Below are 25,460 nucleotides of genomic sequence, written 5' to 3' on the forward strand. Positions count from 1 at the left end.
CAGACTGAAATAAAGTTAGTGATTATCTAACGTGGTATGAATGCCCATCTGCACCAGCAGTTCCGCCGATTGGTTACTGTGCTGGAACACCTGATACTCCACGCCCGCCACTTTTACGTTACCGACGCTGTTCCATTCACCGCTGTCCGAGCCATCCGGCATTAAGTCACTTAGCGTCAACTCGCGTCCCGCTTCACCGGTGACTTTAAACTGAATCTTGCCGTCATTGATAAACAGGTCACTTTCGCCGCCACTGAGCACATCCTGCAGATTCAGGCTCAGCGTGGAGAGGTTTTGCTCGTTCATATCGATTTGATGTGCAGCGTCGCTGGACGCAATGGCCGGTGCATCTGCCAGGCTAGAAACCGCTGGCGAGGGTTCGGCCTCTTTGTGCAGCGCAATGGCAATATCATCGATCCAGAAGTCATTACCATGGCCGGAAGCAGTGCGGTTGTTGATGGCCAACGTAACGGTACCGGTAGTGGTTGCCACCCACGACCCTTCCACTTTTTGTGGGGTATCTGCCACCGTGTAATAGGCACTTACCGGTACCCCATCCACCGTTAACGCCAGAACGGCTTGATTCACCAATGTGTACGAAGTGATACGACTGAGAATAAAGTTGAAGTCATAGGTTTCGCCTGCCTGAACATTGATCTGCAGGCTCATGATGTCACCGCTGTAGTCAACCGTAGTACTGCGCGTAATGAACTCCAATTGGTAACCCCCACCTGCAGTGGCTCTGACGAACGTGTCATCAGGGCGCGCGTGATGGCCGAGGATAGTCCAGCCGTTAAAGGTGCCGTCATTGAAATCCCACACCGTGCCGAGTTTGAAATCATACGGCTCGGAGATCGCAGATTTGTTCCCCGCCGCATCACGGCTATAGGCGGTGAGATTGTGCAGGCCAGGCATCAGTTCGGGCAGCGTCCAGTTCCACGCGCCCGTGCCGTCGGCCCGGAACGAACCGAGGAAGTTATCGTTATCGTACAAATACACCACCGAGTTCGGCTCGGCCGTACCGCTGAAGGTCGGCGTGGTGTCATCCGTAATGCGCCCTTTAAAGATCGCTTCGGTGAGTGCTCCGACATTGTCACTGCCGATGGTAATGACCGGTGCGACCGGCTCCGAGGTGTCCACGTTGATGGTGAACGGATCGGACAGCGCCGAGATATTACCGGCCTTGTCCACCGCTTGTACCCGCAGCACGTGCTCGCTGTCGCTGAAGCGCTCGGTTGCCGGGTACTGCCACGTCCAGTCTGAGGTGGTGGAGACAAAGCTGTGGATTGCCGTCGCGCCGTCGTAAATGGTGATCAGGCTGCCCGCTTCTGTCGTGCCGCGAAGCACCGGGCGCGCATCGTTGGTGAGACCGGTGCCATCGTTCGGCAGCGCGCCGGTGACGCCGCCCGCTACCGTGTCGGTCACGCTGGTGATGGTGGGCTGCGCGATTTCTGTGTCGACGTTGATGGTGAACGGATCGGACAGCACCGAGGTGTTGCCGGCTTTGTCCACCGCCTGCACACGTATCACGTGCTCGCCGTCAATGAAGCGCCCGGTCGTCGGATACTGCCACGTCCAGTCTGAGGTGGTCGACACGAAACTGTGGATCGGCGTAGTGCCGTCATAGATGGTGATCAGACTGCCCGGCTCGACCGTGCCGCTGAGTACCGGGCGGTTGTCGTTGGTGAGGCCGGTGCCATCGTTAGTAATCGCGCCAGTCACGCCGCCCGCTACCGCATCAACGAGGCTGGAAATAGTAGGCTGCGCAATTTCCGTGTCGACGTTGATGGTGAACGGATCGGATAACGTCGAAGTGTTGCCGGCTTTGTCCACAGCCTGCACCCGCAAAACGTGCTCGCCGTCGCTGAAGCGACCGGTCGTCGGATACTGCCACGTCCAGTCTGAGGTGGTGGAGACAAAGCTGTGGATCGCGGTGCTGCCGTCGTAGATGGTGATCAGGCTGCCCGGCTCGACCGTGCCACTGAGTAGCGGGCGGTTGTCGTTGGTCAGCCCGGTGCCGTCGTTGGCGATCGCGCCGGTCACGCCGCCTGCCACCGCATCAATGATGCTGGAAATCGTTGGCTGTGCGATTTCTGTGTCGACGTTGATGGTGAATGGATCGGACAGCACCGAGGTGTTGCCCGCTTTGTCCACCGCCTGCACCCGCAAGACGTGCTCGCCGTCGCTGAAGCGTGCGGTGGTTGGATACTGCCACGTCCAGTCTGAGGTGGTCGACACGAAACTGTGGATCGCAGTGCTGCCGTCGTAGATGGTGATCAGGCTACCCGGCTCGACCGTACCGCTGAGTACCGGGCGGTTGTCGTTGGTCAGGCCGGTGCCGTCATTGGTAATTGCGCCGGTCACGCCGCCCGCTACCGCATCGACCACGCTGGTGATAGTTGGCTGCGCAATTTCCGTGTCGACGTTGATGGTGAACGGATCGGACAGCACCGAGGTGTTGCCGGCTTTGTCCACCGCCTGCACGCGTAACACATGCTCGCCGTCAATGAAGCGCCCGGTCGTCGGGTACTGCCACGTCCAGTCTGAGGTGGAGGAGACAAAGCTGTGGATCGCCGTCGTGCCGTCGTAGATGGTGATCAGGCTGCCCGGCTCGACCGTGCCGCTCAGCACCGGGCGGTTGTCGTTGGTCAGGCCGGTGCCGTCGTTGGCGATCGCGCCGGTCACGCCGCCCGCCACGGCATCAACGATGCTGGAGATCGTTGGCTGTGCAACCTGGGTATCGACGTTGATGGTGAACGGGTCCGATAGCACCGAGGTGTTGCCGGCTTTATCCACCGCCTGCACGCGCAAAACGTGCTCGCCGTCGCTGAAGCGCCCGGTCGTCGGGTACTGCCACGTCCAGGTCGATCCGGACACAACAAAACTGTGAATCGGCGTATTACCGTCGTAAATAGTGATAGTGCTGCCCGGCTCAACCGTGCCATTGAGTACCGGACGGTTGTCGTTGGTCAGGCCGGTGCCGTCGTTGGTAATCGCGCCGGTCACGCCGCCCGCTACCGCATCAACGATGCTGGAAATCGTTGGCTGTGCGATTTGCGTATCAACGTTGATGGTGAACGGATCGGACAGCACCGAGGTGTTGCCCGCTTTGTCTATTGCCTGCACCCGCAAGACGTGCTCGCCGTCGCTGAAGCGACCGGTCGTCGGGTACTGCCACGTCCAGTCTGAGGTGGTCGACACGAAACTGTGGATCGCGGTGCTGCCGTCGTAGATGGTGATCAGGCTGCCCGGCTCGACCGTACCGCTAAGTACCGGGCGGTTATCGTTGGTCAGCCCGGTGCCGTCGTTGGTAATCGCGCCGGTGACGCCGCCCGCTACCGCATCAACGATGCTGGAAATCGTTGGCTGTGCAATTTCCGTGTCGACGTTGATGATGAACGGATCGGACAGCAGCGAAGTATTGCCGGCTTTGTCCACCGCCTGCACGCGCAACACATGCTCACCGTCAATGAAGCGCCCGGTCGTCGGATACTGCCATGTCCAGTCTGAGGTGGTAGAGACGAAACTGTGGATCGCGGTGCTGCCGTCGTAGATGGTGATCAGGCTACCCGGCTCGACCGTGCCGCTCAGTACCGGGCGGTTGTCGTTGGTCAGCCCGGTGCCGTCGTTGGCGATCGCACCGGTCACTCCGCCCGCAACCGCGTCGGTCACGCTGGCAATGGTTGGCTGTGCGATTTGCGTGTCGACGTTGATGGTGAACGGATCGGACAGCACCGAGGTGTTGCCGGCTTTGTCTATTGCCTGCACGCGCAGCACGTGCTCGCCGTCGCCGAAGCGCCCGGTCGTCGGGTACTGCCACGTCCAGTCTGAGGTGGTGGAGACAAAGCTGTGGATCGCGGTGCTGCCGTCGTAGATGGTGATCAGGCTGCCCGGCTCGACCGTGCCGCTCAGTACCGGGCGGTTGTCGTTGGTGAGGCCAGTGCCGTCGTTTGTAATCGCGCCGGTGACGCCGCCCGCTACCGCATCAACGATGCTGGAAATCGTTGGCTGTGCGATTTGCGTGTCGACGTTGATGGTGAACGGATCGGACAGCACCGAGGTGTTGCCGGCTTTGTCCACCGCCTGCACCCGCAGCACGTGTTCGCCGTCAATGAAGCGCCCGGTCGTCGGGTACTGCCACGTCCAGGTCGATCCGGTCACAACGAAACTGTGAATCGGCGTATTACCGTCGTAAATAGTGATAGTGCTGCCCGGCTCAACCGTGCCATTGAGTACCGGACGGTTGTCATTGGTCAGCCCGGTGCCGTCGTTAGTAATCGCGCCGGTGACGCCACCCGCCACCGTATCAACGATGCTGGAAATAGTAGGCTGCGCGATTTCCGTGTCGACGTTGATGGTGAACGGATCCGACAGCACCGAGGTGTTGCCCGCTTTGTCCACCGCCTGCACGCGTAACACGTGCTCGCCGTCGCTGAAGCGTGCGGTGGTCGGATACTGCCACGTCCAGTCTGAGGTTGTTGAAACGAAGCTGTGGATCGCGGTGCTGCCGTCGTAAATGGTGATCAGGCTGCCCGCTTCTGCCGTGCCGCGAAGCACCGGGCGGTTGTCGTTGGTGAGGCCGGTGCCGTCGTTACTAATCGCGCCGGTCACGCCGCCCGCCACGCCATCAACGATGCTGGAAATCACCGGCTGCGCAACCTGCGTGTCGACGTTAATGGTAAACGGATCCGACAGCACCGAGGTGTTGCCCGCTTTATCCACCGCCTTCACGCGTAAAACGTGCTCACCATCGCTGAACTGCCCGGTCGTCGGGAATTGCCACGTCCACGTTGAGGTGGTGGATACAAAACTGTGTATTGCCGTGCTGCCGTCGTAGATGGTGATCAGGCTGCCCGCTTCGACCTTGCCGCTCAGTACCGGGCGAGCATCGTTGGTCAGCCCGGTGCCGTCGTTGGCAATCGCGCCGGTCACGCCGCCTTCAACCGCGTCTGTAATACTGCTGATGGTCGGTTTCGCAATCTGCGTATCCACTTCAACACGGTAATCCGCGGTCGGCTTGCTGGTGTTGCCCACTGCGTCCATGGCGGTGACGCTGATACGCTGCGCGCCCTCTTCCAGCACCGGCGTGCGGAAACGCCAGTTGCCGTCGGCGTCGGTTATTGCCGTGCCAACTACCGCGCCGTTAATGGTGATTTCAATTTTTGCACCGGGCTCTGAGCGTCCGCTCAGCCACGGCTGCGTGTCGTTGGTCAGCCCACCGGAGGGAATATCGCCGGTCAGGCTGCCGACGTTATCCGCCAGATTATCCAGCGATACCGCCGGCGGCGTGAGGTCAATGTGCAGCTCAAAGTGAACCGACGCCGCACTGATTTTGCCCTGTGGCGTGCTCTCTACCGCCGTCAGCTGATGTCGCCCTTCCGCCATAGCCAGCGGCTTAATTTTCCAGCTGCCATCTTCCGCCACCACCCCGGAGCCCAGACATTCGCCGTTGCTGTAGATATGAATCAGGTTGCCCGGCGCGCTGCCCTGGCCGCTGATATCCGGCTGCGCATTGCCGGTGACCGCGCCATGCTGCAGGCTGGCGGATTCGTCGCCGCGCTCATCATGCCCCTGCACAATGGTTGGTGCCGGAATCGGGCTCTCTTTACCGCTGTGCTGGTTCTGCAGCGCCAGCACGCCGCCGCCCAGCGCCAGCAGACCGGCAAAGGCCGCCATGGCTTTTAAAAAGCCGTTGTCGCCCAGCGGTGAATAGGCGGAGACCGGCCCCTGCGAGCTGCGGCTCATGATCATCACCGCGCTTTGATCGTCAGTAAATGCATCAGCATCAATGCTGGCATCGGCGGCATGAATGTACTCGTGCAGCGCGCCGCTGGCATCCAGCCCCATCACATCGCCGGGCAGATCGTAGTAATCCACAATGATCAGCTGCGGTTCATCCTCCCCGGGCTGGCGGATCTCGAGGTTTTTGCCCTTACGTTTAAGCAACAGATGTTCAGGACCCGCCGCCGTTTTCTCCGCGCCCTGGGTGATCACATAGCGGTTGCCCGCCACGGCCTGAAGCCTGAATGCTTTGCCTTGCGGCAACGTGAGCCGCTGCGAAGCAACGCCATCGTTTAACAACGTAAGATTTAATGTCATGTCTGAATCCGCCTGAGTGTTGTACAGAACCAGCCCTGTAGGAAGATGGGTGGTGTTATATGGGAATTGTCTCAAATGAACAGTGGAGGTAATACGAGACGCGGCTTGGATTTTTAACCGCAGGATTGACATTAGAAGTAATTAAATAACGACATCAGCTCGTTACTGTAAGAATGAATGTCATAAACAGATACCGTTAAACGGTCACTTGAAGTGCGGTTAATACTCGCAGGGACAACATAAAAATAAGTAGATAAACAATCAAGGCTAGAAATAATCCGGCCTTGATTTTTAATTTAAACTTTATATTGCTGCTTACGTTGGGCGCTTAAACTGTAAATAGAAATTAATGCCCGTGTAGATTAATAATTACATCCTGCTGGATCAAAAACTCAGCGTCGACTTCAGAATGTTGCAGGACCTGATAATTCACACCTGCATGCGTCACATTACCGGCTTGATTCCAGCCATTCATTTCCGCTCCTGCTGGCAGTAAATCTGACAGGTTAACAACGTCTCCTGCATCACCGTTGATCATCACCTGTTTGATCCCCTCATCGAGGAATAGGTCATCATTACTTATCACCAGCAGGTCAGACGCTGTGACCGTCAATTGCGGCTGCCCATCGACCCGCTCTGTGGTTTCCAGCGCGGAAGGTTCAACTGCACTTGCCAGATTGATGGCGGAATCCTCATAAGCTTCACTATGCAAACCAAAAGCACTAAAGCTTACGGGGCCAGAATCCGCGCTAGTAGCTGCTGACAGATCGTAGTTAGTTTTGCCCATGACGATATTATCAATCCAGACACCTGAAGTGTTCAGTTCAAGAGTAACCTTGGAAAACGTCTTACCAAACGGCAGCGTTGCCCTTATTTCCTGAATAAGTCCAGAACCCGGCGTGAGTATTTGACGATCAACTTCAACACCCATGTTGTCATAAAACACCACGGTAAACCGTTCTGTATTATTAAAATCCCCTGCGGTAAACGAAATATAGTCACTGTCTGCGTTAGGCAATACCAGTTCAACTTTGGTCGTTCCCCAGAAGGTCAACGCCATGGTAGGAGACGGTGATTCCCAGCCGGCAATACCGCGGAAAAATCCTCCTGATGCGGCTCTAATTACATTGACGTCGAAACCCGCAAAATTAAAAGTTTGCCCGTTGGTAAAGGATACTGAAGCCTGCCGTTCAAAATTTTCCTGATGTAAAATTGAACTGTTGCTCTCCAGCGTACGGCCTTCAGATATATTTCCGGCCAGGTCTATCACCTTAACCAGCAGTTCATCAAAGTTACCGCGTGCGGCTGAAGACCATGGCACGCTCGCGCTTCCAGCGGCCAGATGGGCACTATCCAGCGGAAGTCTGACTTCAGTCCCGTCAATCAACAATATTAACGTATCGCCCACTTGATATTCGCTGCTATCAAATCCAATCGTCAGCGTTTCGCCATCCCATGAGACATCAGCAACTGCAGGAGGAAGCGTGGTATCAACGGTAATGATGAAGCTATCAGACGGTGCAGAGACATTCCCCGCGATGTCGGACGCTCTCACGGTCAGCTCGTGAGATCCATCGGCAAACATCGCGCTACCCCTGTATTGCCAGCTCCATGCGCCAGTCACGGCGTCGGCACGCTCGCTGCCAATCGGCAGTCCATCACGATAAATCGTGACCAGGCTACCAGGATCTGCCGTGCCGCTCAGTACCGGACGCGCGTCGTTAGTTAGCCCGGTGCCGTCATTGGTTATAGCCCCAGTCACGCCACCCGCCACCGCATCAACGATGCTGGCGATGGTGGGCTGAGCAATTTCGGTGTCCACGTTGATGGTGAACGGATCGGATATCGTCGAAGTGTTGCCGGCTTTGTCCACCGCCTGCACGCGTAACACGTGCTCACCGTCGCTGAAGCGTCCGGTCGTCGGGTACTGCCACGTCCAGTCTGAGGTGGTGGAGACAAAGCTGTGGATTGCCGTCGCGCCGTCGTAGATGGTGATCAGGCTGCCCGCTTCTGTCGTGCCGCGAAGCACCGGGCGCGCATCGTTGGTCAGCCCGGTGCCATCGTTCGGCAGCGCGCCGGTGACGCCGCCGGCTACCGTGTCGGTCACGCTGGTGATGGTGGGCTGAGCGATTTGCGTGTCGACGTTGATGGTGAACGGATCCGACAGTGCCGAGGTGTTGCCCGCTTTGTCTATTGCCTGCACGCGCAGCACGTGCTCGCCGTCGCCGAAGCGCGTGGTGGTTGGATACTGCCATGTCCAGTCAGATGTTGTTGAAACGAAGCTGTGGATCGCCGTCGTGCCGTCGTAGATGGTGATCAGGCTGCCCGGCTCGACCGTGCCGCTGAGTACCGGACGGTTGTCATTGGTCAGCCCGGTGCCGTTGTTGGTAATTGCGCCGGTGACGCCGCCCGCTACCGCATCGACCACGCTGGTGATGGTGGGTTGCGCAATTTCTGTGTCGACGTTGATGGTGAACGAATCCGACAGCACCGAGGTGTTGCCGGCTTTGTCCACCGCCTGCACGCGTAACACGTGCTCGCCGTCGCTGAAGCGACCGGTCGTCGGGTACTGCCACGTCCAGTCTGAGGTGGTAGAGACAAAGCTGTGGATCGCCGTTGTGCCGTCGTAGATGGTGATCAGGCTGCCCGGCTCGACCGTGCCGCTCAGCACCGGGCGGTTGTCGTTGGTCAGGCCGGTGCCGTCGTTGGCGATCGCGCCGGTGACGCCGCCCGCCACGGCATCAACGATGCTGGAGATCGTTGGCTGTGCAACCTGGGTATCGACGTTGATGGTGAACGGATCCGACAGCACCGAGGTGTTGCCGGCTTTGTCCACCGCCTGCACCCGCAAGACGTGCTCGCCGTCGCTGAAGCGCCCGGTCGTCGGGTACTGCCACGTCCAGGTCGATCCGGTCACAACGAAACTGTGAATCGGCGTATTACCGTCGTAAATAGTGATAGTGCTGCCCGGCTCAACCGTGCCATTGAGTACCGGACGGTTATCGTTGGTCAGCCCGGTGCCGTCGTTAGTAATCGCGCCGGTGACGCCGCCCGCCACCGCATCAATGATGCTGGAAATAGTAGGCTGCGCGATTTCCGTGTCGACGTTGATGGTGAACGGATCGGACAGCACCGAGGTGTTGCCGGCTTTGTCCACCGCCTGCACGCGCAAAACGTGCTCGCCGTCGCTGAAGCGTCCGGTGGTCGGGTACTGCCACGTCCAGTCTGAGGTTGTGGAGACGAAACTGTGGATCGCCGTCGTGCCGTCGTAGATGGTGATCAGGCTGCCCGGCTCAACCGTACCGCTGAGTAGCGGGCGGTTATCGTTGGTCAGCCCGGTGCCGTCGTTGGCGATCGCGCCGGTGACGCCGCCCGCCACGCCATCAACGATGCTGGAAATCGTTGGCTGTGCAACCTGGGTATCGACGTTGATGGTGAACGGGTCCGACAGCACCGAGGTGTTGCCGGCTTTGTCCACCGCCTGCACGCGCAAAACGTGCTCCCCGTCGCTAAAGCGCCCGGTGGTCGGGTACTGCCACGTCCAGTCTGAGGTGGTGGACACGAAACTGTGGATCGCGGTGCTGCCGTCGTAGATGGTGATCAGGCTACCCGGCTCGACCGTACCGCTGAGTAGCGGGCGGTTATCGTTGGTCAGCCCGGTGCCGTCGTTAGTAATCGCGCCGGTGACGCCGCCCGCTACCGCATCAACGATGCTGGAAATAGTAGGCTGTGCAATTTCCGTGTCGACGTTGATGGTGAACGGATCCGACAGCACCGAGGTGTTGCCGGCTTTGTCCACCGCCTGCACGCGTAACACGTGCTCGCCGTCGCTGAAGCGTGCGGTGGTTGGATACTGCCACGTCCAGTCTGAGGTGGTGGACACAAAGCTGTGGATCGCGGTGCTGCCGTCGTAAATGGTGATCAGGCTGCCCGGCTCAACCGTGCCGCTCAGTACCGGGCGGTTGTCGTTGGTGAGGCCGGTACCGTCGTTAGTAATCGCGCCGGTGACGCCGCCCGCCACTGCATCAACGATGCTGGAAATAGTAGGCCGCGCGATTTGCGTGTCGACGTTAATGGTAAACGGATCCGACAGCACCGAGGTGTTGCCCGCTTTATCCACCGCCTTTACGCGTAAAACGTGTTCGCCGTCGCTGAACTGCCCGGTCGTCGGGAATTGCCACGTCCACGTTGAGGTGGTGGATACAAAACTGTGTATTGCCGTGCTGCCGTCGTAGATGGTGATCAGGCTGCCCGCTTCGACCTTGCCGCTCAGTACCGGGCGAGCATCGTTGGTCAGCCCGGTGCCGTCGTTAGTAATCGCGCCGGTCACGCCGCCTTCAACCGCGTCTGTAATACTGCTGATGGTCGGTTTCGCAATCTGCGTATCCACTTCAACACGGTAATCCGCGGTCGGCTTGCTGGTGTTGCCCACTGCGTCCATGGCGGTGACGCTGATACGCTGCGCGCCCTCTTCCAGCACCGGCGTGCGGAAACGCCAGTTGCCGTCGGCGTCGGTTATTGCCGTGCCAACTACCGCGCCGTTAATGGTGATTTCAATTTTTGCACCGGGCTCTGAGCGTCCGCTCAGCCACGGCTGCGTGTCGTTGGTCAGCCCACCGGAGGGAATATCGCCGGTCAGGCTGCCGACGTTATCCGCCAGATTATCCAGCGATACCGCCGGCGGCGTGAGGTCAATGTGCAGCTCAAAGTGAACCGACGCCGCACTGATTTTGCCCTGCGGCGTGCTCTCTACCGCCGTCAGCTGATGTCGCCCTTCCGCCATAGCCAGCGGCTTAATTTTCCAGCTGCCATCTTCCGCCACCACCCCGGAGCCCAGGCATTCACCGTTGCTGTAGATATGAATCAGGTTGCCCGGCGCGCTGCCCTGGCCGCTGATATCCGGCTGCGCATTGCCGGTGACCGCGCCATGCTGCAGGCTGGCGGATTCGCCGCCGCGCTCATCATGCCCCTGCACGATGGTCGGTGCCGGAATCGGGCTCTCTTTACCGCTGTGCTGGTTCTGCAGCGCCAGCACGCCGCCGCCCAGCGCCAGCAGACCGGCAAAGGCCGCCATGGCTTTTAAAAAGCCGTTGTCGCCCAGCGGTGAATAGGCGGAGACCGGCCCCTGTGAGCTGCGGCTCATGATCATCACCGCGCTTTGATCGTCGGTGAACGCATCAGCATCAATGCTGGCATCGGCGGCATGAATGTACTCGTGCAGCGCGCCGCTGGCATCCAGCCCCATCACATCGCCGGGCAGATCGTAGTAATCCACAATGATCAGCTGCGGTTCATCCTCGCCGGGCTGGCGGATCTCGAGGTTTTTGCCCTTACGTTTAAGCAACAGATGTTCAGGACCCGCCGCCGTTTTCTCCGCGCCCTGGGTGATCACATAGCGGTTGCCCGCCACGGCCTGAAGCCTGAATGCTTTGCCTTGCGGCAGCGTGACCCGCTGCGAAGCAACGCCATCGTTTAACAACGTAAGATTTAATGTCATGTCTCAATCCGCCAGAGTGTTTACTGAACCAGCCCGGCAGGAAGACGGGTGGGGTTATATGGGAATTGTCTCAAACGAACAGCAGAGGTAATACGAGACGCGGCCTGGATTGGTGAAATTCAGGTTTTAGTTATTGATTTGTCGTTGTTTTCGCAATGCAGATTGCAATGAAAGGCGTTTGCATAACGCCAACATTTCAAAAAAAAAGCCGCTATCTTAAGCGATAGCGGCTTGGTCAAGACCGTGGGCGATAGGGATTTCAAGCGACGCCCACGACGGGTAACTGATTATGCTTGCAGCAGATCCTGCATCTGTTCAGCTGACAGCGCGTCACTGCTCATCAAGGTGTTAACCCCGTCTAAGCCGGTTTCAACCTGCATATCCGCGTCACTGATGACCAACTCCATCTCTGGCTGTGCAGCTGAGGTGCTAAACGCCTGGAACAGTTGTGGCGCTTCATCTGCCAGTAATGCGTTGTAGCTAAACGTCTCTGCCATCGACTGCGCTTCCTGCTCTGCGGCTTGCTCTGCGATGTATTGGCGCAGGCTGTGGGCGTTCACCTTAATCTGCACCGGCTCGCTGCTCAACGAACCTACTTTGACCTGCAGAGTATGCTCGGTGCTGATGAAGTAACGGCTGGCGCTCCAGTTACCGTCAGCATCGGCATATTCCGTCAGCGATAAACGTCCATTCACCCACAACTCTACTTTTGCGTGCGGTGGCGCGAATCCGGTAATGCGCGGCTCGTTATCGGTCAGGCCGTTACTCTGTTGCACCGCATCCACGTTGCCTGCCGAGGAGATAACGGAGGAAATGGCCAGTTTTGGCGCAGGTGCTGGCTCTGGCGCAGGTTCAGTTACGATTGGGGTCAGATTTTCCTGCTCGTTCGCCTCTTGTGCGGCAATGAATTTACGCAGGTTATAGGCTGAAACGGTAATTTTCACCGCTTCGCTGGTAAGAGAACCGACCTTGATTTGCAGGGTATGTTCCGCATCAATAAACCAGCGACTCGCGCTCCACTTGCCGTTCGCATCGGCACGTTCAGTGAGCGAGAGGCGTCCATTCACCCAGATCTCAACCGTTGAATGCGGCGGTGCGTAGCCAGCGATCAGCGGCTCTTTATCAGTCAGGCCGTTGCTCTGTTTCAGCGCATCAATGTTGCCTTCCGAGGAGATCACTGACGTGATGGCCAGTTTTGGCAGCGGCTCAGGTTCTGGCTGCGGTGCCGGTTCGGTTACCAGGGCTTCAACATGGACTCCCCACTGGAAATCCAGTCGTTGACCATTGATGGCGATTTCCAGTTGATGCTGACCTGCGGTGAGCGTGGTCTGGGCAACCCATTTACCTTCAGCATCAGCCCTGGCGCTGCCAACAACATTTTTGCCTGAATAGATGAGCACCAGTTCGCCTGCAGGTGCCGTACCGGTGACAAACAGGTCGTTTGACTGCGTTTTTGCGCCTGAATCGATGATCTGAGACTGCGCCTCATCCTCCCAGACACCGGTGATCCACAGTGGAGTGGGTTCCGGGGTGGGTTCCGGGGTGGGTTCCGGAGTTGGCTCTGGCGTTGGCTCTGGCGTTGGCTCTGGCGTTGGCTCTGGCGTTGGTTCCGGAGTTGGCTCTGGCGTCGGTTCCGGTTTCGGTTCTGGAATAGGTTCTGGAACTGGCTCAGGAATAGGTTCCGGCGTTGGCTCAACCTCTTCAACGGCAATAACGTTCAGGTTAAAGCTCTGACTCGCGATACCGTTGGCTTTCACCACAATCTGGTTAGCACCGGTTGCCAAAGCAGATTCAGGTTCAAAACTCCATGCGCCCAGCGCATCCGCTTTGGTGCTGCCGATAAACTGATTATTGGCGTAGATTTCAACCACCGCGTTACGCGTGCTGGTGCCGAACATTTTAGGCTGTGCATCATCAGTGGTGCCGTTATGGCGGATAATGCCGCCTTCACCCACATCATCCAGCATGCTGGTGAGCGTTGGGCTTGGGAAGCGGCTGGCATCGACGTTGACCTGATATTCAGCGCTTTGCTGATCGCCGGAAACCACATAGAAGCCATGATTACCACCGCGGCTCACAATCACTCTCTCATCCCAGTGACCGCTGGCCTGGCTCATGGTGCTACCGATTTCTTTGCCATCAACATAAATACGCACCAGCGTATTCGGTTCGGCAAAGCCCATCAGCAGTACAGATGCCGCATTCACCGCGCTGCCCTGAATAGCCGCATCGATAAACAGAGTTGGCTCTGGCGTTGGCTCAACTTCTTCAACCGCGATAACGTTCAGGAAGAAACTCTGGCTGGTGACACCGTTGGCTTTCACTTCGATTTGGTGCGGGCCGGTCACCAGAGGCAAAGTCGGTTCAAAACTCCATACACCCTGCTCATTGGCTTTTGCGCTGCCAATAAATAGGTTGTTGGCGTAGATATCAACTATCGCATTACGCGTGCTGGTGCCGGACATTTTTGGCTGTGCGTCGTCGGTGGTGCCGTTGTTGCGGATGATGCCGCCTTCGCCCACATCATCCAGCATGCTGGTGAGCGTTGGGCGCGGGAATCGGCTGGCATCGACGTTGACCTGATATTCAGCACTTTGCTGATCGCCGGAAACCACATAGAAGCCATGATTACCGCCGCTGCTCACAATGACTCTTTCATCCCAGTGACCGCTGGCCTGGCTCATGGTGCTACCGATTTCTTTGCCATCAACATAAATACGCACCAGCGTATTCGGTTCAGCAAAGCCCATCAGCAGTACGGATGCAGCCGTGACGGCGCTGCCCTGAATGGCCCCGTCGATAAACAGAGTCGGCTCTGGCGTAGGCTCAACTTCAACGGGGATGACGTTCAGGAAGAAACTCTGGCTGGTGATACCGTTGGCTTTCACTTCGATTTGGTGCGGACCGGTGGCCAGAGGCGAAGTTGGTTCAAAACTCCATACGCCCTGCTCATTGGCTTTTGCGCTACCGATGAAAATGTTGTTGGAGTAGATATCAACTATCGCATTACGCGTGCTGGTGCCGGACATTTTCGGCTGTGCGTCGTCGGTGGTGCCGTTATTGCGGATGATGCCGCCTTCGCCCACATCATCCAGCATGCTGTTGAGGGTTGGGCGTGGGAACTTGCTGGCATTGACGTTGAAGCTAAAATCGGCGCTGCGCTGATCGCCCGCCACGACATGGAAGTCATAATTCCCGCCGCTGTTAACCTCGACTCTTTCATTCCAGTCGCCGCCGGCGTTACTCATCGTGCTGCCAATCTCTTTGCCATCAACAAAAATACGCACCAGCGTATTCGGTTCGGCAACCCCCACCAGCAACACCGATGCAGCTGTTACAAAACTGCCCTGAATGGCGAAGTCAATTAGTAATGGTGAACTGAACTCCTGCGCGACCTCTTCCTCAACCACCACCGGCGAGTAATTAACCACGAAAATATCGCTGCTACCGCCCTCTTCAGTCACCAGTCTGATTTCATTGCGACCTTCCTGGAGCTGGGCTTCGAAGTGCCACTCACCTTTATAGTCGGAATAGTCGCGATAAACGCGCTCACCATTGAGGTAAATCTCTACCGTGGTGTATTGCGAGGTCACTTTGCCGCCTAGCTGCAGCGTTGCGGAACCGACGGTTTCATCGTGGTTGACCGGCGCCCATTCGCCGTTCGGCAGTAACACCTCAACGTTATCAATCTGCGTTTGGCCAACAAAATCGACGTATGAATCATGCACATCAATGCTGAAAGGCTGGCTGGATTCACCGCCAGCACTGATATGTAACTGCTGCGCGCCCGGCGACAATTTCTCTGCCAGCATCCAGCTACCATCTTCACCTGCGCGCACGCTGCCCACTGCCTCATTATTGGCGTACAGCGTTACGATTTGGTTTGGCTGCGCGGTGCCGTAGATTTTCGGTGACTGGTCGTCAGTAGACTGTCCCGGGCGCAGATAACCTTCGCTGCCGATGTTGTCATAGATATGGCTGATTTGCGGTTCGCGTGGATGAATAGCGGCGACATTAAAACTGTACTCGTCACTGCGCATGCCTTCTGCTGTCATGACACTTAAACGATGTTCGCCGTTGGCCAGAACGGGAGTAAAGCTCCAGTTTCCTTTTGCATCGGCTGTTACCACCTTAATCACATTATCGCCGTCCATGATGCGTAGCATGCTGAACGGGGCAGCACTGCCCGCCAGCGTTGGCGTGCGATCCAGCGTGGTTGCGCCGGGTAAGATTAAACCGGCATCCTGAGCATCGGATGTAATGGAAATAATAGCGGGACGGGAAAGGGGATTTGCTGAGTGTGATACATTTCCTGGTATCATATTTGTAACTCCTTGATAAACGAATTATATATTTTCTGACTACATTTATAACGTTCAGAAATTACCAATAATGCGTCGTCTCAGGCTACAAGCCGGGTCTTTCTTAGGTGCGCTTTTTGCTTCAGGGGTTGCGGCGGTAGAGCATGGAAGTGTATGGCGAGGTTTTTAAGGTGCGCAGAGTGCGCACCTGAATAATCAGCAATAATGGACAATAGTGGTTTACACCTTGAGCATTTTCACCGTGGCATCCACGTCAATCTCATCTGCCGAGAAAATGAGCGTGCTTCCCTGGAAGGTGGTGATCGCCAGCTTTTTCAGCGTGCGCATTTCATCAGGCTTAACATCTTTTTTCGGCTTAATGCTGTTCATCAATATACCCACCGACAACACCGGATTCTCTTTATCGATACGGGTTTCGACCGGCACTTCTTCGCTATACACCACGTAATTTTTGATCGAGGTGAGTTTCAGGCGTTCGCCAGCAATATAGATGTATTTGCTTTCGGGTGACACTTTCACCGCGTAGGCTGACAAGCCCTTGTTATTGGTGGTGGGTTCAAACGTGACCGCGGCATCTTTTTTAATCAGCTCAGGATTAGCGACCTTAATCACATGAAAATAGCGGTTATCGCCATTCTCATCTTTGATAAATCCAAAACCTTTATCCTGAAACCAGGTTGTGATCGTTCCGTTCATCGCCATTACCGCCTACCTAATCGTTATCTACTCAGTTTTTTCAGCGCGCAGTGTAATGCACAATGCCTGCGCAGACTACGTCTACCGGGTAAGTGTGGACGATAAATTTCCGCGCGGCGAATCTGCGGCGGGTCAGATTCGCCAGTCAGCGGAAAATTGGTTATTATCCGCCCCCACCTTCCAGCCGGGCAGCCTGATGTCTTCCATTATCGATACCTTTATTGCCCCGCCCTGTACTGAAGAGATAGAGATTGTTTATCAGGACGAACACCTGCTGCTGATCAACAAGCCTGCTGGCTTGCTCAGCCTGTCCGGGAAAAATCCGCAAAATCTCGATTCAGTCCATCACCGGCTGGTAAAAACGTTTCCCGGCTGCACGCTGGTTCACCGCCTTGATTTTGGGACTTCAGGTTTGATGGTGATTGCCCGCAATAAAGCGATGAATGCCGCGCTGTGCCAGCAATTCAGTCAGCGCAGCGTGACCAAGGAGTACAACGCACTGCTGTGTGGGCATCTGGAGCATGATCAGGGCGTGATAGACGCGGCGATAGCGAAAGATCCGGCGCTGTTCCCCAGGATGTCGATTTGCGCCATCCTCGGTAAGCCCGCGCGTTCGCGCTATCAGGTGATTGAGCGTTTTTATCACGAGTGTGAAGATGGGACGTTACTGCCGTTAACGCGGGTGGCGCTAAGCCCGGAAACCGGGCGCACTCACCAGCTGCGTATTCACTGCCAGCAGCTGGGCCACCCGATTTGGGGCTGTGACCTGTATGGCGGCCGCCTGTTGCCGGGGACCGAACCAATCTCACGGCTGATGCTGCACGCCAGCGCGCTGCATTTTGTTCATCCCATTACGGAAGAGTGGATAACTGCACGCAGCAACAGCCCGTTCTGAAGCAGAATTAACGGGATTACCACATCAAATCATCAGGCACTTTGAAATCAGCGTACGGATCTTCTTCATCCTGCTCTTCCTGACTCAGGGCGCTGTTTAAGACAATGCTGTTCGCATCTCGCTGCGCAATTTTATCGGCTACGCTGGCGGGAATGATGGCGTATTGACTCTCACCATTGTTATCAACCACCAAACGCGCAATAGCCAGACGACCACTAATCAGCTGAGCCTGAGTGGTTTTATCCACCATTATTTTTTTAATTAAATTACCGTCGGTGAAGTTGAAACCAATATTGCCTTTCGAAATGTCGATGCGGTTCATTTCAATCAGTTGCTTCACCTGAGCCTTATACTCTTTGGATAAAGCCGCTTGCTTTTGTTGTTCGCTCAACTGCTTATCGCGCTCAAGCTGCGCTTTTTTATTCTCTTCCACAGCCTCTCTTGCTTCACGCGCCTGAACGCGTGATTTTTTGGCCGTTCTTTGCACTTTATCCATCTTTTTGCTGGTGACTAAGCCAGCTTTAAGCATCTGCTCTTGTAAGGTGAGTTTTGTCATTGTTAGGTCTGAACCGGTTGAAGAATTTGGGGGATTATAGCTGGAATGTCCGCGGCTGTGCCAGCCTGGTGACCGTAAGAGGGGAAGCGATGATAGCCACTTTCGCCTCAGTCACGCTATGCAGCAATAACCCCTATTCCGTATGGGCGCACCAGTTTCTCGCCGGATTAATACCACCATCAGGAGAAGTAAAGCCAGAACAGCCTAAAATAGTGTCGAATAGCTTCTCGTGAAACACCGGCGTTTTATTATTTTGCAGCTGCTCTAATTGTGCGAACGAGGCTTTGTGATCCTTATTACTCAGGAATTTATCCGAGGCCCAGACCATAATTGGAATAGTGCGCTGCGCCATAGGTGCATGGTCACGCGGCGTGCCGTGGAAATGCAGGTTATCGGAAATCGATTCACCATGATCGGAGGCATAAAAGACAATGGCATTTTTATCTTTCAGGCTATCAAACGTCTGCTTAAGAAAGTAATCGGTATACAAAATGCTATTGTCATACGAATTAATCATCTCCTGCGTACTGCATGCATCATCAATGCCCTGGCACTCCGGTTGATAACGCGCAAATGAACGAGGATAACGTTCCGTATAAAGATAGTGCGAACCTTTAGTATGCAGAATAACGATATGCTTGCCCTGAGGATGGCGCTGAATGGAATCCTGGAGTTCCGTGACTAACGCCATATCATCCACCGGTTGCCCTACATGGCGTTTTTCCGCCTGAATAGATTCCCGTAATGCATAGCTGTCTGCCATAACTTTGTTATAGAACCAGGCTTCACTCTGCATAGAATAGAGCTCTTCAGAAAAGCCCTGTTTCTTCATTACCGTGAATACGTTCATCTCTTTCAGCGTTCGCTGCGGGGCTTCTGACGCCCCGCCTTCGCGCACAAACATGCAGCGCAGCGAGAGTTTAGTTGAGGTATCACAAGAATAACCCTGCAGGTGAACCAGATTTTTTTCATGGTCGAGATAAGGCGTGTTGTCACGGTCATAACCGTAAAGTCCCATATGATCGCGGCGTGCGCTCTCGCCAATCACAAACACGATATAGAGGTTGTCAGCATCCTTGGGCGGGTTATAGCGATAATGATCCGTTGGGTCGTAAAGATTACGATTATCTTCCGCCTGGCTGTAGGAACTGTAAGCCAGTAATCCCACGCCTGATAACCAATTCGAAGGAGAATAGGTCCCGGCCACGATACCGCCGTAGCTGGCCATCATGCGATTGTTGTGTTTGTCTTGCTCATCTTGCATTTTACCCATCAGGTTGAGCGGTAACCAACAACCCATTGCAGCAACCAGAATGGCCACGGTTTTATAAGACCAGTAGCGTTTTTTATTAATTGTGGCAGCTGAGCTGGTGCGTAACCCACGCCAAATCAGCCATAGCGGAATAATATTGACTGCCACCAGCCATAGCATGAAATGCCAGCCAATGGATTCCTTTGAGAGATCAATTGAATCCGTCGCCAGCACCGCAGCAATAATTCCATAGCCAATATCAATATTGAAAAAGATCATGTAGTAGCTGGCGGCGCTAGAAAATATCACCAGCAGCGTCATCAATAGCCGAGAAATCATCTTGCCGGTTAATGACATTAATAGGGTTAAAAACATCACCAAACAAAATGCGGCGACGACTTCAATGATGACCGACAGAACATTGTCAAATTGCAGTTGATGATAGCGACGAATGAAAATAGGAATATTAAGTAAAATGCCGACATACAACGATACCCATCCCGGTACGTAAAATTGCTCAAGCCAACCCCGTTTAAACATCTTTGCCTCATTATTAGTGTAACTAGATTAATTCGTTCCCTGTAAAAAACGTGCCATTGCTGAGACGACGAGGTTGAGAATGGGTTCAATCTAGCGAGAAGAATGAGCATGTTATAATGTAACAATATGTTGTAGATGGTGGATGGCGCCAAGGCTTCCTAAGTCATCAACCTCTGCCAGCGCTGGGCAAACACCTTTGCCATCCCGCAGTGTCGCTAGCCATAAACTGGGATTTTGGCTCCTACTGCATCTGCTCCATGCCTCATCCTGCACGCCATCATGAAATTCGTTCATGTTCGTTGAAATTAAATCACTTTTTTTCACCCAGAGACTGAGGCATAAAAGATGCATTGTTAATAACTTAAAATAATATCAAGCCTACTCCCTGAGAGTACCAGCGAAGAAAAACCTGGGAAATCCTGCAAGTTAATCGGGCTTGATATTCGACATTAGGGTGCCAGATTGCGATGACTAACCATTTTGACTTTGCTGTGAAGACGCTGCGTTTCGACGAAAATTACAATCCTTCCGAGAACACGCGTATCACCACCAACTTTGCGAATTTAGCGCGGGGCGAAAAACGCCAGGATAATTTACGCAACGCTTTAGTGATGATTGATAACCGCTTCAATTCTCTGGCGCATTGGGATAACCCGAAAGCGGATCGTTACGCTGTTGAACTCGAAATCGTCTCCGTTGAGTTAAAGATCGCCACAGCAGGCAATGACAATACCTTCCCGGTGATTGAGATATTAAAAACCAATATCGTTGATAAAAAAACCAATGAACGTATTGAAGGCATTGTTGGCAATAACTTCTCATCTTACGTGCGCGACTATGACTTCAGCGTATTGCTGTCCGAGCATAATAAAAATCATCCAGAGTTCCGCACCCCGGATAACTTTGGTGAACTGCATGGCAACGTCTTCAAATATTTTGTTAACTCGGAGGCGTATAAAAATAACTTCAAAAAAGCGCCGGTTATCTGCCTCAGCGTTTCAAGCAAAAACACCTATTATCGTACCGGCAATGAACATCCGGTGCTCGGCGTAGAGTATCAGCAGGATGAACTCTCCCTGACGGATGAATATTTCGGCAAAATGGGATTACGTGCGCGTTATTTCATGCCTGCTAACAGCGTTGCGCCTTTAGCATTTTATTTCCATGGCGATTTACTCAGTGATTACACCAATCTTGAGCTGATCAGTACCATCAGCACGATGGAGACTTTCCAAAAGATCTATCGTCCTGAGATCTACAACGCTAACTCTGCAGCCGGAAAATACTATCAGCCAAGCCTGAACCACCTCGATTTTTCGTTAACTCAGATTGTTTATGATCGAGAAGAACGTAGCCAGTTGGCTATTGAACAAGGAAAGTTCACTGAAGAGAACTTCATCAAACCATATCAAACTATTCTTGAGCAATGGTTTGCCAATTCCGTTCTTTGATTGATAAAAAAATAAGGTCACCTGCGATGAAAAAATTATTACCGACGTCCACTGCGGGCAGTTTGCCTAAACCTTCCTGGCTTGCTCAGCCGGAGACGCTGTGGTCACCGTGGAAATTGCAAGATCAGGAATTAATCGACGGCAAACAAGATGCGCTTCGTTTGTGTCTGGAAGATCAACAACAGGCGGGTATCGATATTGTTAGTGATGGTGAGCAAACGCGCCAACACTTTGTCACTACCTTTATTGAACACCTCAACGGCGTTGATTTTGAGAAGCGTGAAATTGTTAAAATCCGTAATCGCTATGAAGCGAGTGTTCCAACCGTGGTTGGTCCGGTAAGCCGCCAAAAATCGGTGTTTGTTGAGGATGCTAAATTCTTACGCTCCCAAACTGACCAACCGATTAAATGGGCGCTGCCTGGTCCCATGACCATGATTGATACGCTGTATGATAATCACTATAAAAGCCGTGAAAAGCTGGCGTGGGAATTCGCTAAAATCCTCAATGAAGAAGCCAAAGAATTAGAAGCGGTGGGTGTCGATATTATTCAGTTCGATGAACCCGCATTTAACGTTTTCTTTGATGAAGTGAATGAGTGGGGCATTGCCACGCTGGAAAGAGCCATCGAAGGCCTCAAGTGTGAAACCGCTGTGCACATTTGCTACGGTTATGGCATCAAAGCCAATACCGACTGGAAAAAGACGCTGGGTACAGAGTGGCGTCAGTATGAAGAGATCTTCCCTAAACTGCAGAAATCCAACATCGATATCATTTCACTGGAGTGTCAAAACTCGCATGTGCCAATGGAGCTGATGGAGTTGGTTCGCGGTAAAAAGGTGATGGTTGGTGCGATTGATGTGGCGACCAACACCATCGAGACGCCTGAGGAAGTTGCTGCTACGCTGCGAAAAGCGCTGCAGTATGTCGATGCCGACAAGCTCTATCCGTGCACCAACTGTGGCATGATCCCGTTACCGCGTGGTGTCGCGCGCGGCAAGCTGGATGCGTTAAGTGCCGGCGCAGAGATCGTGCGCAAAGAGCTGCAGGCGAAATAATCGCGCCGAAGAGTTGAGCAATTGAAGTTAACTCAGTCCGGATTGCGCGGTCAGGTTTCCCGCTCCTGAACCCGCAACCGGACTGAGTGCTAGCCACGCTGTAATCGCCACGATTTCCCCTTCCCGTTTTAAGGGCCAATAGCTGAATCTGCCCGCCACTTGCAGTACCCTGCTGTCTGGATTAGTTTGCTGCAATCAAAATAAATCACTCTCTTTTAACAGGTACCTCGGCAATGGCTTTGATTCCCAAAAACTACACCCGGTTGGAAAGCGGCTACCGTGAGAAAGCATTAAAAATTTATCCGTGGGTGTGTGGACGCTGCTCGCGAGAATTTGTTTACTCCAACCTACGTGAATTGACGGTGCACCATATCGATCACGACCACACCAATAATCCGGAAGATGGCAGCAACTGGGAGTTATTGTGTCTCTATTGCCATGACCATGAGCACTCTAAATACACGGAAGCCGATCAATACGGCACTAGCGTGGTAGCGGGGGAAGATGCGCAAAAGGATGTCGGTGAAGCCACCTATAATCCTTTTGCGGATTTAAAAGCGATGCTTAATAAAAAGAAATAATTAAGGTCGACTAAACCCTAATCGCGCCGGGTTAATCGTCCAGAAACATGATGCATTTCACATTTAACTGTCGCTCTGCTTGTCGGAAATCCTCAGCCGATTATGATCTCGCGAGATTGTTACTGCGTTCAGCGCAGGCAAAACCTGACACGCCGTCCTCCCGGTGGGTCAGGTTTTTTATTTTCAGGGCTGAGAAAAATGAAAATCGCGAAAATCCTCAACAATAATGTCGCGGTGGTGCTGGGCGACAACGGCAAAGAGCAGGTGGTGATGGGACGCGGTTTAGCGTTTCAGAAGCGCGTCGGCGACACACTGGATGCGCAGCAGATCGAGAAAGTGTTTGCGCTACAAAGCGATGCCTTAACCGGACGGCTCAGCGAACTGCTGTCGGATATTCCGCTGGAGGTGATTACCACCAGCGAACTGATTATCACCAACGCACGTCAGCAGCTTGGCCAACCGCTGCATGAAAGTCTCTCCATCGCGCTGTGCGATCACTGTCACTTTGCCATTGAGCGTCATCAGCAGGGCATTCCGATTCGCAACGTGCTGAAGTGGGAGATTAAAACGCTGTATCCGAAGGAGTTCTCGCTTGGCCTTGAAGCGCTGGAGATGATCAGTAAGCGACTGGGTGTCATGCTGCCGGAAGATGAGGCCGGCTTTATTGCGTTACATCTGGTGAATGCGCAGCTCGGCAGCGACTTCGCTGATGTCTCGCACATCACGCAGTTTATGCAGGAGATTCTGCATATCGTGAAGTATCGGCTGCAGCTCGATTACCGCACCGATAGCCTGAGTTACAACCGCTTCGTCAACCACCTGAAGTTTTTCGCCCAGCGCATGTTGGGTAAACGCGGCGTGTGGAGCGAGGATGAATCACTGCATGATGTGGTGCGCGACAAATATCCCCTTGCCTATCAATGTGCGATGAAAATCGACCAACATATTCAGCAGAAATATCTGTATGAACTTTCCAGCGAAGAACGCATGTTTCTGACGATTCATATTGAACGCGTGCGCAAAGAGACGCTGGCGTTGCAGGAAGATGCCGACGAGGCTTAAACAGGGTGCGCATCAATGCGCATCCTACGAAAACCTCGCCACCTACGTTATTTCAACGCTTCACCATGACTGCGGATCACGTCCTGATACCAGAAGAAACTCTTCTTGCGCGAACGTTCCAGCGTGCCGTTGCCGGCATCATCACGATCAACATAGATAAAACCGTAGCGCTTGGAAAACTCGGCTTTGGATGCGCTGACTAAATCAATCGGGCCCCAGCAGGTATAGCCCATCACCTCGACGCCATCCTCAATCGCTTCGCGCACCTGCACCAGATGATCGTTGAGATACTGAATGCGGTAATCGTCATTAATAGTGCCATCGGCTTCTACCACATCTTTGGCGCCTAGCCCGTTTTCCACGATAAACAGCGGCTTCTGATAACGGTCGTAAAGAATATTGAGCAGAATGCGCAGCCCTTCTGGATCAATCTGCCAGCCCCAATCAGAACTCGGCAAATGTGGATTCGGTACCATTGAGAGAATGTTGCCGCGCGCTTTCTGATTATCCTCTTCATTGGTGGTGACGCAGCCGGTCATGTAGTAGCTGAAGGAGATGTAATCGACGGTGTTTTGCAGGTCGCGTTTATCTTCGTCGGTCATCGCAATAGTGATGCCGCGATCGGCAAAGAACCGCTTCATATACGCCGGATAAGCGCCGCGTACCTGCACATCGCCAAAGAACAGCCATTCGCGGTTTTGCTGCAGGGTTTCCAGCACGTCCGCCGGTCGGCAGCTCAATGGATAAAGCAGCGCGCCCAGCAGCATATTGCCAATTTTGCCGTCCTGCACGATTTCATGGCAGGCTTTTACCGCGCGACCACTCGCCACTAGCTGGTGGTGAATCGCCTGATAAATCGCCTGCTGGTCGCTCTCTTCCGCCAGACCCACGCCGGTGAAAGGCGCATGCAGCGACATATTGATTTCATTGAAGGTCAGCCACAGCTTAACCTTGTGCTGAAAACGGGTGAACACTGCGCGCGCATAACGCTCGAAACAATCAATGGTGATGCGATTGCCCCAGCCGCCGTACTTTTTGATTAAGCCATACGGCATTTCATAATGTGACAGTGTCACTAGCGGCGTGATGTTGTATTTTGCCATCTCATCGAACAGACGATCGTAATAGGCCAGCCCCGCTTCATTCGGCTCGGCTTCGTCGCCCTGCGGGAAAATGCGCGTCCAGGCAATTGAGGTACGCAGCACGGTAAAGCCCATTTCGGCGAATAGTTTGATGTCTTGCGGGAAGCGGTGATAGAAATCGATGGCGGTATCTTTGATACCAAAGTCATCACCGCTGCGCTCCACACGCGCGCCAAAAATGCCTTTCGGTTGTAAATCCGACGTAGATAAGCCCTTACCGCCTTCCTGATAAGCCCCTTCAACCTGATTGGCGGCAACCGCGCCACCCCACAAAAATTCATCCGGGAAACGTTTAGTCATTTGCTTACT

Annotated in this window: 12 protein-coding genes; 5 read left to right on the forward strand and 7 right to left on the reverse strand. The window is 54.3% G+C overall.

All coding sequences use genetic code 11. The features are described 5' to 3' along the window. Positions 1-15: 15 nt before the first annotated feature. The 4 genes from WH298_RS21435 to WH298_RS21450 all read right to left on the reverse strand — a co-directional run bounded on the left by WH298_RS21435 (position 16) and on the right by WH298_RS21450 (position 16,620). On the reverse strand, positions 16-6,099 hold the full coding sequence (locus tag WH298_RS21435; RefSeq protein ID WP_180823976.1) for an Ig-like domain-containing protein: 6,084 nt from the start codon (positions 6,097-6,099) through the stop codon (positions 16-18). Positions 6,100-6,445: 346 nt separating this feature from the next. Beyond that, positions 6,446-11,596 carry an Ig-like domain-containing protein gene (locus tag WH298_RS21440; RefSeq protein ID WP_180823977.1) on the reverse strand — a complete coding sequence of 1,717 codons (5,151 nt, stop codon included), beginning with the start codon at positions 11,594-11,596 and terminating at the stop codon, positions 6,446-6,448. A 287-nt stretch (positions 11,597-11,883) separates the two neighbouring features. Beyond that, the gene (locus tag WH298_RS21445; protein WP_180823978.1) at positions 11,884-15,918 is read right to left on the reverse strand and encodes an Ig-like domain-containing protein; all 4,035 of its coding nucleotides are present in this window, start codon (positions 15,916-15,918) and stop codon (positions 11,884-11,886) included. A gap of 219 nt (positions 15,919-16,137) precedes the next feature. After that, positions 16,138-16,620 carry a cold-shock protein gene (locus tag WH298_RS21450; protein ID WP_180823979.1) on the reverse strand — a complete coding sequence of 161 codons (483 nt, stop codon included), beginning with the start codon at positions 16,618-16,620 and terminating at the stop codon, positions 16,138-16,140. A 190-nt stretch (positions 16,621-16,810) separates the two neighbouring features. Between WH298_RS21450 and WH298_RS21455 the strand changes: the two genes are divergently transcribed. Then, positions 16,811-17,509, forward strand: coding sequence for an RluA family pseudouridine synthase (locus WH298_RS21455; RefSeq protein ID WP_180824299.1), 699 nt, complete (start codon positions 16,811-16,813; stop codon positions 17,507-17,509). 16 nt (positions 17,510-17,525) lie between these two features. Here WH298_RS21455 and WH298_RS21460 read toward each other — a convergent pair whose 3' ends face one another. Beyond that, positions 17,526-18,065 carry a DUF2058 domain-containing protein gene (locus WH298_RS21460; RefSeq protein WP_007886025.1) on the reverse strand — a complete coding sequence of 180 codons (540 nt, stop codon included), beginning with the start codon at positions 18,063-18,065 and terminating at the stop codon, positions 17,526-17,528. 133 nt (positions 18,066-18,198) lie between these two features. Then, the gene (gene eptB / locus WH298_RS21465) at positions 18,199-19,857 is read right to left on the reverse strand and encodes a kdo(2)-lipid A phosphoethanolamine 7''-transferase (RefSeq protein ID WP_180823980.1); all 1,659 of its coding nucleotides are present in this window, start codon (positions 19,855-19,857) and stop codon (positions 18,199-18,201) included. Positions 19,858-20,324: 467 nt separating this feature from the next. Here eptB and WH298_RS21470 point away from each other — a divergent pair, with 467 nt between their 5' ends. From WH298_RS21470 to licT, 4 genes are all read left to right on the forward strand, one after another. Continuing rightward, complete coding sequence (locus WH298_RS21470; protein ID WP_049853282.1) at positions 20,325-21,308, forward strand: DUF1852 domain-containing protein; 984 nt, start codon at positions 20,325-20,327, stop codon at positions 21,306-21,308. Between the two features lie 26 nt (positions 21,309-21,334). Continuing rightward, complete coding sequence (locus WH298_RS21475; RefSeq protein ID WP_007886022.1) at positions 21,335-22,366, forward strand: methionine synthase; 1,032 nt, start codon at positions 21,335-21,337, stop codon at positions 22,364-22,366. Positions 22,367-22,599: 233 nt separating this feature from the next. Beyond that, complete coding sequence (gene yajD / locus WH298_RS21480; protein WP_007886021.1) at positions 22,600-22,947, forward strand: HNH nuclease YajD; 348 nt, start codon at positions 22,600-22,602, stop codon at positions 22,945-22,947. 198 nt (positions 22,948-23,145) lie between these two features. Beyond that, positions 23,146-24,009 (forward strand): BglG family transcription antiterminator LicT, encoded by an 864-nt coding sequence (gene licT, locus WH298_RS21485; RefSeq protein WP_180823981.1) that lies wholly within the window; start codon positions 23,146-23,148, stop codon positions 24,007-24,009. Positions 24,010-24,056: 47 nt separating this feature from the next. Here licT and WH298_RS21490 read toward each other — a convergent pair whose 3' ends face one another. Further along, entirely contained in the window at positions 24,057-25,451 is a 1,395-nt protein-coding gene (locus WH298_RS21490; protein ID WP_007886017.1) for a glycoside hydrolase family 1 protein, read from the reverse strand. Positions 25,452-25,460: the final 9 nt, after the last annotated feature.

It is taken from the genome of Pantoea nemavictus (genome assembly GCF_037479095.1).
Classification (GTDB): Bacteria; Pseudomonadota; Gammaproteobacteria; order Enterobacterales; family Enterobacteriaceae; genus Pantoea; species Pantoea nemavictus.